The following is a 12,122-nucleotide window of genomic DNA, read 5'->3' as shown; positions in this document are numbered from 1 at the left end:
CCCCATCAGGCTTTTTCATCACCGGGCTCGGTGCCGCCGAAACGACGCTCACGATTAGCAAAGGCATGCAGCGCACCTTCAAAGTCTTGTTCATCGAAATCGGGCCAGAGAACATCCGTAAAGTAAAGTTCGGCATAGGCAATTTGCCACAACAGAAAATTACTAATTCGATGCTCTCCCCCAGTCCTTATCACTAAATCCACAGGAGCCAGTTCATGCATACAAATTTGCTGCCCAAGCATCTCTTCATCGATTTGCTCTGGATGCAGCAGACCATCCTGCACCTGTTGTGCCAGTTGCCTGACCCCCTGGACTATATCCCACCGTCCACCGTAATTCGCTGCAATATTCAGCGTCAACCCGGTATTCTGGGCAGTAATCGCTTCTGATTTGCGAATCCGTTCTTGCAAACGAGAGTTAAATCGACTGATATCCCCGATAATACGCAGACGTACGTTATGGCGGTGCAGGTTTTTCACTTCACTATCAAGTGCCCACACAAACAGTTCCATTAACGCGCTCACTTCCTGCGCAGGTCGGTTCCAGTTCTCACTGCTAAAGGCATACAGCGTTAACGCATCAATACCGTTATTGGCAGCAAAAGAGACAGCCCGGCGGACGGATTTTGCTCCGGCCTTATGCCCAAAGGCGCGAATCTTCCCTTGCTTTTTCGCCCAGCGGCCATTGCCATCCATGATAATTGCGACATGGCGACAACCATGTGCTGGCAAATTTTCGCTTAATGGTTTAGTTGCAGACAACATAACGCGTTATTAGTCCCTGAAAGGATTTACGGTACTCAGGAATACTGAAGCCCATCCACAAAAAAGCCGTGTCAAACCACGGCTTACCCGACCGAAAAAAAGCAAATACCCGCGATCGGGTGGCGCAGACTATATCACTGAAGCCCAACGCTAACAAATAGCACGATTCTCCGTAGAGGGATTATCATCAGCTTGAGAGTCGCATCACTTCTTTTCTGGCGACGTCCCGCGCGATGGCATCAACCTTCAGCACGTCATCAACGCTCTGCGGCTCCTGCAAATCCATCTTATCCAGCACGGATAAATTCAGGTCAGCAATATCGGTAAATCGGATCTGCTGCGCCAGAAACGCGGCAACGGTAATTTCATTCGCGGCATTAAGTGCGGTCGTCGCCGCCTGCCCTTGCTCAAACGCGTCCATCGCCAGTTTCAGGCACGGATAACGCTGGTAATCAGGTGCAGAAAACGTCAGCGCACTGAGTTTGCAAAAATCGACAGGCTTAACACCGGACGTCACTCGTTCTGGCCATGCCATGGTATGGGCAATAGGTGTACGCATGTCCGGTTCACCCAACTGCGCCAGAACACTACCATCCTGATAACGGACCATCGAATGAATAACCGACTGCGGGTGAATCAGCACTTCCATCTGGCTTGCACTGGCATTAAATAGCCAACGCGCTTCAATGTATTCCAGACCTTTGTTCATCATGGTGGCGGAATCGACAGAGATTTTTCGTCCCATCGACCAATTCGGATGACGACATGCCTGATCGGGGGTCATAGAGACCAGATCGCGCAATGGCGTTTCACGGAATGGGCCACCAGACCCGGTAAGCAGAACTGACATGACGCCGTTTTGCTCAAGGTCAGCGTATCCCAGATTGTGTTGGATAGGTTGCGGTAAACTCTGAAAAATCGCGTTATGCTCGCTATCTACCGGCAAAAGCTGCGCTTTGTGGCGTTTCACGTCGTCCATAAACAGACGACCGCAGGTCACCAGAGACTCTTTGTTCGCCAGTAAAATACTTTTGCTCGCACGAATTGCCGCCAGCGTTGGCAATAAGCCCGCTGCGCCGACAATTGCAGCCATGACCTGATCAACATCATCCAGCGCAGCCATATCACAGGCAGCCTGCTGACCGCTCATGACCTCAGTGCGACTGCCCTGCTCCAGCAGAGCTGCTTTTACCAACGCAGCGCTTTTTTCATCGTCCATTACCGCATAGCGAGGAGAAAACTCCAGGCATTGCTCTACCATGCGGGCGACATTTTTACCCGCCACCAACGCAGCAACACGAAATTTTTCCGGGTTATGGCGTACTACATCCAGCGTACTGCAACCAATGGAACCGGTTGATCCCAGGATGGTTAATTGCTTCATGAGACATCCAGAAGAATTTTACCCTTTAAGGTATATAGACAGAAAAAAGCAAAACGCCGCCATCCAGCCTTCTCAGGCCTTCTAAGCGGCGTTTTTAGCGTACAGGCGAATCAGAACTGCATCAGTTCCGCTTCTTTCTCTGCCAGCGCCGCATCAACTTTCTTGATTGCAGCGTCAGTCAGTTTCTGTACGTCGTCCTGAGAACGGCGATCGTCATCTTCGCTGATCTCTTTTTCTTTCAACAACGCTTTCACTTTGTCGTTTGCATCGCGGCGTACATTACGTACCGCAACACGCGCGCCTTCAGCTTCGCCACGCACGATCTTGGTCAGATCTTTACGACGTTCTTCGGTCAGCGGCGGCAGCGGAACGCGGATGTCGGAACCCGCAGAGCTTGGATTCAGACCGAGGTCGGAAGCCATGATAGCTTTCTCAACGGCTGGCCCCATAGAACGGTCAAACACGTTGATTTTCAGGGTACGGGAATCTTCAACCGTTACGCTTGCCAGCTGGCGCAGCGGAGTCGGTGTGCCGTAATATTCCACGACAATACCATCCAGCAGGCTAGGAGAAGCACGACCCGTGCGAATTTTGCTGATTTGGTTTTTGAACGCTTCGACGCATTTGTCCATGCGTACTTCAGCATCTTTTCTGATATCGTTGATCACGTTACGAATCCTTGAAAGCTTGTTTCAGTCAGACCATACCCGCCGCGCAAGATGTGACAAGTATAGTCTTGATTAATTTTGAGGGACGTATCCCGCGACATTAAAGCGGAATATTACCTGCATTTAGCCGCAACGGGAATTATTCCGTGATTAACGTGCCTTCTTTTTCACCCATAACAACACGGCGCAGTGCACCTGGTTTGTTCATGTTAAAGACACGAATCGGTAATTTGTGGTCACGAGCCAGCGTGAACGCAGCCAGATCCATGACTTTCAGCTCTTTATCCAGTACTTCAGTGTAGGTCAACTGTTCGTACATGGTCGCCGTTGGATCTTTAGCCGGGTCGGCAGTAAATACGCCATCGACTTTGGTGGCTTTCAGTACCACATCCGCTTCAATTTCAATACCACGCAGGCAGGCTGCTGAATCGGTGGTGAAGAACGGATTACCGGTACCCGCAGACAAAATAACGACGCGGTTGTTACGCAGCAGGCTAATAGCTTCAGCCCAACTGTAGTTATCACACACGCCGTTCAGAGGAATTGCGGACATCAAGCGAGCGTTCACATAGGCGCGGTGAAGCGCATCGCGCATCGCCAGACCGTTCATTACGGTGGCTAACATGCCCATGTGGTCGCCCACAACGCGGTTCATCCCTGCTTTCGCCAGACCAGCGCCACGGAACAGGTTACCACCACCAATCACTACGCCAACCTGAATACCCAGCTCAACCAGCTCTTTGATTTCCTGAGCCATACGGTCAAGGATGCTTGCATCAATACCGAAGCCTTCTGAACCTTGCAGAGCTTCGCCACTTAACTTAAGCAGAATACGTTTGTAGACGGGTTTTGCATTGGTAGCCATGTTTCTTTCCTGAGACTGTCAACGAATGAGATGAGTTAATTCCGGCGACATTGTATGTCGCTTTTCAGCAGGACCACTATAGCGGTTCGCTGAATTTACAAGCCAGACACAAAAAGAAGCCGCCCTCAGGCGGCTCCTTTCAAAATTAAGACTGCTTGGACATCGCAGCAACTTCTGCTGCAAAGTCAGTCTCAACTTTCTCGATGCCTTCACCCACTTCAAAGCGGATGAAGCCTGTTACGTCAGCGTTATGCTCTTTCAGCAGCTGACCAACAGATTTGCTCGGTTCCATGACGAAAGGCTGACCGGTCAGAGAAACTTCGCCGGTGAATTTCTTCATGCGGCCTTCAACCATTTTCTCTGCGATTTCTTTCGGCTTGCCAGACTGCATAGCGATGTCCAGCTGAACCTGGTATTCTTTTTCTACCACTTCAGCGGAAACGTCTTCCGGCTTAACGAATTCTGGTTTGCTTGCAGCAACGTGCATTGCCAGCTGTTTAACCAGTTCTTCGTCAGCGCCAGTTGCAGCAACCAGAACACCGATACGAGCACCATGCTGGTAGTTACCCAGAACTTCGCCTTCCAGGGAAGCAACGCGACGGATGTTGATGTTCTCACCGATTTTAGCAACCAGAGCAACACGTTCTTCTTCGAACTGTGCTTTCAGAACTTCAACGTCAGTGATTTTGCCAGCAACGGCAGCGTCCAGTACTTTGTCAGCAAATGCCTGGAAACCAGCATCTTTAGCAACGAAGTCAGTCTGGCAGTTAACTTCCAGAATGAAAGCGATGTTGCCGTCGATTTTGGTTTTGATTACGCCGTCAGCAGCAACGTTGCCTGCTTTTTTCGCCGCTTTGATTGCACCGGACTTACGCATGTTTTCGATTGCCAGCTCGATGTCGCCATTAGCTTCAGTCAGTGCTTTTTTGCAATCCATCATGCCTGCGCCAGTACGCTCACGCAGCTCTTTTACCAGGGATGCGGTAATTTCAGCCATTCTAAAATCCTCGGAAGATTTGATCTGCCCGGCATGAAACCGCACAGATTTAAAAGTGAAAAAGGGGGCCATATACAGGCCCCCTAACCAAACGTGATACTACCTGGTCTATAAGGGCTCTAACGAGCGTGCCTTATTATTCAGCTTCTACGAAGCTTTCTTCCGCCTGGGAAGCCAGATCCTGAGAACGGCCTTCACGAACGGTAGTAGCTACAGCGCCCAGGTACAGGGTCACAGCACGGATTGCGTCGTCGTTACCCGGGATAACGAAGTCAACACCGTCCGGATCAGAGTTGGTATCAACGATAGCAAATACTGGGATACCCAGGTTGTTTGCTTCTTTGATAGCAATGTGCTCGTGGTCAGCATCGATTACGAACAGAGCGTCCGGCAGACCGCCCATGTCTTTGATACCGCCCAGGCTGTTTTCCAGTTTCTCAAGCTCACGAGTACGCATCAGCGCTTCTTTCTTGGTCAGCTTTTCGAAAGTACCGTCCTGAGACTGAGTTTCCAGATCTTTCAGACGTTTGATGGACTGACGAACGGTTTTCCAGTTAGTCAGCATACCGCCCAGCCAGCGATGGTTCACGAAGAACTGGTCGCAGCTGTTAGCAGCTTCTTTCACCGCTTCGCTTGCAGCGCGTTTAGTACCAACGAAAAGGATTTTACCTTTACGAGCAGAGATCTTGTTCAGTTCAGCCAGAGCTTCGTTGAACATCGGTACAGTTTTCTCAAGGTTGATGATGTGAACTTTGTTACGCGCACCGAAGATGAACGGCTTCATTTTCGGGTTCCAGTAACGGGTCTGGTGACCGAAGTGAACACCAGCCTTGAGCATGTCGCGCATGGAAACAGTTGCCATGATTAAAACCTCTATATATAAAAGTTGGGGTTAAGCCTCCACGCATCCCATATTACCGACCCCAAAGGGCACCCCGGAATATGTGCCGATACGTGTGTGTTGTTACACAAAGTGAGATTTGTCGCTCCCGTCCATCGTGTGTAGTCTTCGAATGGATCGGAAGTCCGGCGCGCTTTATACCACAAATACGCCATAGACACCAATAATTGTTGGCACTGTGTGCTGTTAATGATTCTCAATTTGGCAGCACGTATGCGGGACTGATACCATTGGCAGCACTTAAACAATTATTGCCGATATCATCGGCACTGATGGACAGAATTCATGGCTATCTCAATCAAGACCCCTGAAGAAATCGAAAAAATGCGCGTCGCTGGCCGCCTGGCCGCTGATGTACTGGAAATGATCGAACCGTTTGTTAAACCGGGCGTCAGCACCGGCGAGCTGGATCGTATCTGTAATGACTATATCGTGAATGAGCAGCAGGCCATTTCCGCCTGCCTGGGTTACCACGGCTATCCGAAGTCCGTGTGTATCTCTATTAATGAAGTGGTGTGCCACGGGATCCCGGACGACGCCAAACTTCTGAAAGACGGCGATATCGTCAACATCGATGTGACTGTGATTAAAGACGAGTACCACGGCGACACCTCGAAAATGTTTATCGTCGGCAAACCTACTATTCTGGGCGAGCGTCTGTGCCGCGTCACGCAGGAAAGCCTGTATCTGGCGCTGCGGATGGTGAAACCGGGCATTCGCCTGCGCACGCTGGGCGCTGCAATTCAGAAATACGCGGAAGGTGAAGGTTTCTCTGTCGTTCGTGAATACTGCGGTCACGGTATCGGTCGCGGCTTCCATGAAGAGCCGCAGGTTCTGCACTACGATGCAGACGACGGCGGTGTGGTACTGCAGCCGGGCATGACTTTCACCGTAGAACCGATGCTGAATGCCGGTGATTACCGCATCCGCACCATGAAAGACGGCTGGACGGTGAAAACCAAAGACCGGAGCTTGTCTGCACAGTACGAGCATACTATTGTAGTGACGGAAAACGGCTGTGAGATTCTGACGTTACGCAAGGATGACACCATCCCGGCGATCATCACACACGGCGAATAATGTTTTGCCTGATGGCGATGCATTCGCATCTTATCAGGCCTACAAATTGTACTACTTAGTAGGCCGGGTAAGGCGTTCACGCCATCATCCGGCTTTTTAATGGGTGGCGCATAATGAATACTCTTCCTGAACAGCACGCAAATACTGCCCTCCCCACCCTGCCTGGCCAGCCACAAAATCCTGGGACATGGCCACAGCACGACCTCAACTGCACCGGTATTAAAGCGCATATCGACACCTTCCAGAGCTGGTTAGGCGAAGCGTTTGACAGTGGAATTTCCGCAGAACAGCTCATTGAGGCCCGCACCGAATTTATTGATCAGTTGCTTCAGCGCCTGTGGATTGAAGCCGGTTTCGGTCAAATTGCCGACCTGGCGCTGGTTGCCGTTGGCGGCTACGGGCGCGGCGAACTGCATCCGCTCTCCGATATTGATCTGCTGATCCTCAGTCGTAAAAAGCTACCTGATTCGCAGGCAGAAAAAGTCGGTGAGCTGTTAACGCTGCTATGGGACGTGAGGCTGGAGGTTGGGCACAGCGTGCGTACGCTGGAAGAGTGTCTGCTGGAAGGATTATCAGATTTAACCGTCGCCACTAACCTGATTGAAACACGCCTGCTTATCGGCGATGTCGCGCTGTTTCTTGAGCTGCAAAAGCATATTTTTAGCGAAGGTTTCTGGCCGTCCGATAAATTTTACGCCGCCAAAGTGGAAGAGCAAAATCAGCGCCACCAGCGTTATCACGGCACCAGCTACAACCTGGAGCCGGATATCAAAAGCAGTCCCGGCGGCCTGCGCGATATCCATACTCTGCAATGGGTGGCCCGTCGCCATTTTGGCGCCACCTCGCTGGACGAAATGGTCGGCTTCGGCTTTTTGACGCTGGCAGAACGCGCCGAACTGAATGAATGTTTGCATATCCTGTGGCGGATTCGCTTCGCCCTGCATCTGGTCGTTAGTCGTTACGACAACCGCCTACTGTTTGACCGCCAGCTCAGCGTGGCGCAACGGCTAAACTACGGCGGCGAAGGCAACGAGCCGATCGAGCGGATGATGAAAGACTATTTCCGGGTCACGCGACGGGTCAGCGAACTGAATCATATGCTGTTGCAACTGTTCGACGAGGCGATCCTCGCCCTGCCTGCCGATGAAAAACCGCGCCCGATTGATGACGACTTTCAACTGCGCGGCACATTGATCGATCTGCGCAACGACGACCTGTTTATCCGTAAGCCCGAAGCGATATTGCGGATGTTCTACATCATGGTACGTAACAGCGCGATCAGCGGGATTTACTCCACCACGCTGCGCCATTTGCGCCATGCCCGCCGTCATTTAACCCAGCCGCTATGCTACATTCCGGAAGCGCGTTCGCTGTTTCTCAGTATGTTGCGCCATCCGGGCGCGGTGAGTCGCGGCCTGCTGCCGATGCATCGGCACAGCGTTTTGTGGGCCTATATGCCGCAATGGTCGCACATTGTCGGCCAAATGCAGTTTGACCTGTTTCATGCCTATACGGTGGATGAGCACACTATCCGTGTGATGCTCAAGCTGGAGAGTTTTGCTAACGAAGAGACCCGTCCGCGCCATCCGCTGTGCGTGGATCTGTGGCCGCGCTTGCGACAGCCGGAGCTAATTCTGATTGCCGCGCTGTTCCACGATATCGCCAAAGGTCGCGGCGGCGATCACTCGGTTCTCGGCGCCCAGGACGTGCTCAAATTCGCCGAGCTGCACGGTCTGAACTCGCGTGAAACGCAGCTGATCGTCTGGCTGGTGCGTCAGCATTTGCTGATGTCGGTGACCGCTCAGCGCCGTGATATTCAGGATCCGGAAGTGATCAAGCAATTCGCTGAAGAAGTACAAACGGAACATCGTCTGCGCTTTTTAGTGTGCCTGACCGTCGCGGATATTTGCGCTACTAACGAAACGCTGTGGAATAGCTGGAAGCAAAGTCTGCTGCGCGAGCTGTACTTTGCGACGGAAAAACAGCTACGTCGAGGGATGCAAAACACGCCAGATATGCGCGAACGCGTTCGCCATCATCAGCTTCAGGCACTGGCGCTACTGCGTATGGACAACATTGATGAAGAAGCGCTGCACCACATCTGGTCGCGCTGTCGCGCCAACTATTTCGTGCGCCACAGCCCAAATCAACTGGCCTGGCATGCGCGTCATCTGCTGCAGCACGATCTCAGTAAGCCGCTAATCCTGCTCAGCCCGCAGGCCACGCGCGGCGGAACGGAAATTTTCATCTGGAGCCCCGATCGCCCTTACCTGTTTGCCGCCGTCTGCGCCGAACTGGACAGGCGCAATCTAAGCGTCCACGATGCGCAGATTTTCACTACCCGCGATGGGATGGCGATGGATACGTTCATCGTGCTGGAACCGGATGGCAGCCCGCTGTCTTCAGACAGACACGAAGCGATCCGTTTTGGACTGGAACAGGCCATCACGCAGCGCAGCTGGCAGCCACCGCAACCACGTCGTCAGCCGGCAAAATTACGCCACTTTACCGTCGATACCGAGGTTACTTTCCTGCCGACCCACACCGACCGAAAATCATTCCTTGAGCTTATCGCTCTCGACCAGCCTGGACTGCTGGCGCGGGTCGGGCAGATTTTTGCCGATCTGGGAATTTCGCTGCATGGCGCCCGAATTACAACCATTGGCGAGCGAGTAGAAGATTTATTCATAATCGCCACCGCCGACCGGCGCGCCCTTAATAATGAGCTGCAGCAGGAAGTGCATCAACGGTTGACAGAGGCCCTCAATCCAAACGATAAAGGGTAATGTTTTTATTTATTATGGAAAGAGTTTAACAATGCAGCAGTTACAGAACGTTATTGAGTCCGCTTTCGAGCGCCGTGCCGACATTACTCCGGCAAATGTAGATACCGTAACCCGCGAAGCGGTGAATCAGGTTATTGCTTTACTGGATTCCGGTGCACTGCGCGTCGCAGAAAAGATTGAGGGTCAGTGGGTCACGCATCAGTGGCTGAAAAAGGCGGTCCTGCTCTCTTTCCGTATTAACGATAATCAGGTTATCGAGGGTGCGGAAAGCCGTTACTTCGATAAAGTGCCGATGAAATTCGCCAACTACGACGAAGCACGCTTCCAGAAAGAAGGTTTCCGCGTGGTTCCGCCAGCGGCCGTACGCCAGGGTGCGTTTATCGCCCGTAACACCGTGCTGATGCCGTCTTACGTGAACATCGGCGCTTATGTGGATGAAGGTACGATGGTTGATACCTGGGCGACCGTGGGTTCCTGCGCGCAAATTGGTAAAAACGTTCACCTGTCCGGCGGCGTTGGCATCGGTGGCGTACTGGAGCCGTTACAGGCTAACCCGACCATCATCGAAGACAACTGCTTCATCGGCGCACGTTCTGAAGTGGTTGAAGGCGTGATCGTCGAAGAAGGCTCTGTTATCTCTATGGGCGTGTACATTGGTCAGAGCACCCGTATTTACGATCGTGAAACCGGCGAAGTGCATTATGGCCGCGTTCCGGCGGGCTCTGTGGTTGTCTCCGGCAACCTGCCGTCGAAAGATGGCAAATACAGCCTGTACTGCGCGGTGATTGTGAAGAAAGTCGATGCCAAAACGCGTGGCAAAGTAGGAATCAACGAACTGTTACGCACCATCGACTAACAGTGATTTGAAAAAGCGGGCTTAGCCCGCTTTTTTTACATCTGCGAGTGGCATAAACAAGGCTTTTCGTTAATTATTCAATGGTTATGGTGAGCTTAAGGGTACCGCTATGTATGACAATCTGAAAAGTCTGGGCATTACTAATCCTGAAGAAATCGATCGTTACAGCCTGCGGCAAGAAGCCAACAACGATATCCTGAAAATCTATTTCCAGAAGGATAAAGGCGAGTTTTTTGCCAAGAGCGTGAAGTTCAAATATCCCCGTCAGCGTAAAACGGTTGTCGCCGATGGCGTCGGCCAGGGTTACAAAGAAGTGCAGGAGATCAGTCCCAACCTGCGCTATGTGATCGACGAACTGGATCAGATCTGCCAGCGCGATCGCAGCGAAGTCGATCTTAAACGCAAGATCCTTGATGATTTACGTCATCTGGAAAGCGTCGTGACCAACAAGATCAGCGAAATTGAAGCCGATCTGGAAAAACTAACGCGTAAATAACCGCGAGTGAATGTGTTCGTAGGCCGGGTAAGGCGAAGCCGCCCCCCGGCATTTTGCCTGATAAGCGTAGCGCCAACAGGCAAGGAATTAATGCTGCTCATCCAGTTGTAGCGCGACATACAGCAGCAATCGGTCGTCAAAATTCCCTAAATCCAGCCCGGTCAGCTCTGAAATTCGATTCAGGCGATATTCCAGCGTATTACGGTGGATAAATAACGCTTTTGAGGTCGCCAGCGGCTGAACGTTATGCCGAAACCACGCCGCTAATGTTCGACGCAGTAAGCCGTTGTTATCCATTGCTTTCAGCCGTACCAACGGACGCGCCAGCTCGTTGGCCTGCCAGCCGCCGCGCAGGCTGTCCAGCAGAACTGGCAGCATCAAATCCTGGTAGAAATAGCTACGGCTTTCCGGCATCCGTTGCTTGCCGACCATCATGGTCGTGCGCGCCGTACGATACGAACGGGCAATACTGCCTGGCCCGGTAAAATAGTTGCCCAGCGACACGCGAAAACGCAGCTGTCCGTTCTCTTTCATGCGAGCAATGAGCTGCTCAACACGCTTGCGGTGATCTTCCGCGTCCCAGCGACCAAACTGATTGAGCGCCGGTTTCAGCACCACCATCTCGGTCAGGGAAACAATCGCAATCAGATTATTACGTTCAGGCGTAGTCAACGCGTTCTGCAATTGCTGTAGCTCCGCCATCGCGCTGTCAACGCCAAGCTGGCCACTATCAACCTCTACCACTGCCACCACGCGCGGCTGGTTCAAATCAATGCCTAAACGTTGCGCCCACTCCATCAGCGCCGGGGTATTCTCTTCCGCCTGAATCAGATTCATCACCAGCTCTTCACGCAGGCGGCTATCCTGCGCTAACAGATGCATCAGGCGCGACTGCTCCAGCATCATTTCGGCTGTCATGCACACCAGCTCGCCGTATTTACGCAGATGTTCCGGTTCACCGGTAAGGCCGATAACGCCAACGATTTCGCCTTCCAGACGCAACGGCAGGTTTATCCCCTGACGCACGCCGTGCAAATGCCTCGCCACTGCATCGTCAATGTCCACCACCCGGCCCTGCGAAAGTACCAACAGCGCACCTTCGTGCAATTCACCAATGCGTTCGCGATCGCCACTGCCAATGATCCGCCCACGGGCATCCATTACGTTGATATTGGTATCAATGATGCGCATGGTTCGCGCCACGATATCCTGCGCCATTTTGGTATCAAGATGCCAGCCAGCCATAAACCCCTCCTGTGAGCAGAGCTCAAGCATAGGGAAGATAATAAGCGGCGACATTGTGCAAATGCACAAAGCGGAAGGGA

Annotated in this window: 11 protein-coding genes; 4 read left to right on the top strand and 7 right to left on the bottom strand. The window is 52.3% G+C overall.

Features of this window, described 5'->3' with window-relative positions; all coding sequences use genetic code 11:
* Positions 1–5 precede the first annotated feature (5 nt).
* The 6 genes from ispU to rpsB form a co-directional block, all read right to left on the bottom strand.
* Complete coding sequence (gene ispU / locus OGV71_RS05140; RefSeq protein WP_071696627.1) at positions 6–764, bottom strand: (2E,6E)-farnesyl-diphosphate-specific ditrans,polycis-undecaprenyl-diphosphate synthase; 759 nt, start codon at positions 762–764, stop codon at positions 6–8.
* 187 nt (positions 765–951) lie between these two features.
* A complete protein-coding gene (ispC, locus tag OGV71_RS05135; RefSeq protein ID WP_003845810.1) occupies positions 952–2,148 on the bottom strand; it encodes a 1-deoxy-D-xylulose-5-phosphate reductoisomerase in 1,197 nt (398 codons plus the stop codon).
* 110 nt (positions 2,149–2,258) lie between these two features.
* Positions 2,259–2,816, bottom strand: a complete 558-nt coding sequence (frr, locus tag OGV71_RS05130) for a ribosome recycling factor (protein ID WP_003018547.1) — start codon at positions 2,814–2,816, stop codon at positions 2,259–2,261.
* A 139-nt stretch (positions 2,817–2,955) separates the two neighbouring features.
* Positions 2,956–3,681: a UMP kinase gene (pyrH, locus tag OGV71_RS05125; protein WP_003018549.1), complete on the bottom strand. Its 726-nt coding sequence runs from the start codon at positions 3,679–3,681 to the stop codon at positions 2,956–2,958.
* Positions 3,682–3,826: 145 nt separating this feature from the next.
* The gene (tsf, locus tag OGV71_RS05120) at positions 3,827–4,678 is read right to left on the bottom strand and encodes a translation elongation factor Ts (protein ID WP_003018551.1); all 852 of its coding nucleotides are present in this window, start codon (positions 4,676–4,678) and stop codon (positions 3,827–3,829) included.
* A 136-nt stretch (positions 4,679–4,814) separates the two neighbouring features.
* The gene (rpsB, locus tag OGV71_RS05115) at positions 4,815–5,540 is read right to left on the bottom strand and encodes a 30S ribosomal protein S2 (protein ID WP_003018553.1); all 726 of its coding nucleotides are present in this window, start codon (positions 5,538–5,540) and stop codon (positions 4,815–4,817) included.
* Positions 5,541–5,864: 324 nt separating this feature from the next.
* Here rpsB and map point away from each other — a divergent pair, with 324 nt between their 5' ends.
* From map to OGV71_RS05095, 4 genes are all read left to right on the top strand, one after another.
* Positions 5,865–6,659, top strand: coding sequence for a type I methionyl aminopeptidase (map, locus tag OGV71_RS05110; RefSeq protein ID WP_003018555.1), 795 nt, complete (start codon positions 5,865–5,867; stop codon positions 6,657–6,659).
* A 113-nt stretch (positions 6,660–6,772) separates the two neighbouring features.
* Entirely contained in the window at positions 6,773–9,445 is a 2,673-nt protein-coding gene (gene glnD, locus OGV71_RS05105) for a bifunctional uridylyltransferase/uridylyl-removing protein GlnD (protein ID WP_003837534.1), read from the top strand.
* A 31-nt stretch (positions 9,446–9,476) separates the two neighbouring features.
* Entirely contained in the window at positions 9,477–10,301 is an 825-nt protein-coding gene (gene dapD, locus OGV71_RS05100; protein ID WP_003837532.1) for a 2,3,4,5-tetrahydropyridine-2,6-dicarboxylate N-succinyltransferase, read from the top strand.
* Between the two features lie 109 nt (positions 10,302–10,410).
* Positions 10,411–10,797 (top strand): DUF3461 family protein, encoded by a 387-nt coding sequence (locus OGV71_RS05095; protein WP_003018562.1) that lies wholly within the window; start codon positions 10,411–10,413, stop codon positions 10,795–10,797.
* Positions 10,798–10,884: 87 nt separating this feature from the next.
* On the opposite strand, the gene cdaR is transcribed toward OGV71_RS05095, so the two are convergent.
* A complete protein-coding gene (gene cdaR / locus OGV71_RS05090) occupies positions 10,885–12,042 on the bottom strand; it encodes a DNA-binding transcriptional regulator CdaR (RefSeq protein ID WP_003018564.1) in 1,158 nt (385 codons plus the stop codon).
* Between the last annotated feature and the right edge of the window lie 80 nt (positions 12,043–12,122).

The sequence above is a fragment of the Citrobacter sp. Cf088 genome (assembly GCF_030334295.1).
Lineage (GTDB): Bacteria > Pseudomonadota > Gammaproteobacteria > Enterobacterales > Enterobacteriaceae > Citrobacter > Citrobacter freundii.
This window is presented reverse-complemented; position numbering and strand designations above follow the sequence as displayed.

Excerpts from the sequence above, each read along its gene's own strand:
- pyrH (WP_003018549.1), bottom strand. The coding sequence starts at position 3,681 with ATGGCTACCAATGCAAAACCCGTCTACAAACGTATTCTGCTTAAGTTA.
- ispU (WP_071696627.1), bottom strand. The coding sequence starts at position 764 with ATGTTGTCTGCAACTAAACCATTAAGCGAAAATTTGCCAGCACATGGT.
- glnD (WP_003837534.1), top strand. The coding sequence starts at position 6,773 with ATGAATACTCTTCCTGAACAGCACGCAAATACTGCCCTCCCCACCCTG.
- tsf (WP_003018551.1), bottom strand. The coding sequence starts at position 4,678 with ATGGCTGAAATTACCGCATCCCTGGTAAAAGAGCTGCGTGAGCGTACT.
- rpsB (WP_003018553.1), bottom strand. The coding sequence starts at position 5,540 with ATGGCAACTGTTTCCATGCGCGACATGCTCAAGGCTGGTGTTCACTTC.
- ispC (WP_003845810.1), bottom strand. The coding sequence starts at position 2,148 with ATGAAGCAATTAACCATCCTGGGATCAACCGGTTCCATTGGTTGCAGT.
- OGV71_RS05095 (WP_003018562.1), top strand. The coding sequence starts at position 10,411 with ATGTATGACAATCTGAAAAGTCTGGGCATTACTAATCCTGAAGAAATC.
- cdaR (WP_003018564.1), bottom strand. The coding sequence starts at position 12,042 with ATGGCTGGCTGGCATCTTGATACCAAAATGGCGCAGGATATCGTGGCG.
- dapD (WP_003837532.1), top strand. The coding sequence starts at position 9,477 with ATGCAGCAGTTACAGAACGTTATTGAGTCCGCTTTCGAGCGCCGTGCC.
- map (WP_003018555.1), top strand. The coding sequence starts at position 5,865 with ATGGCTATCTCAATCAAGACCCCTGAAGAAATCGAAAAAATGCGCGTC.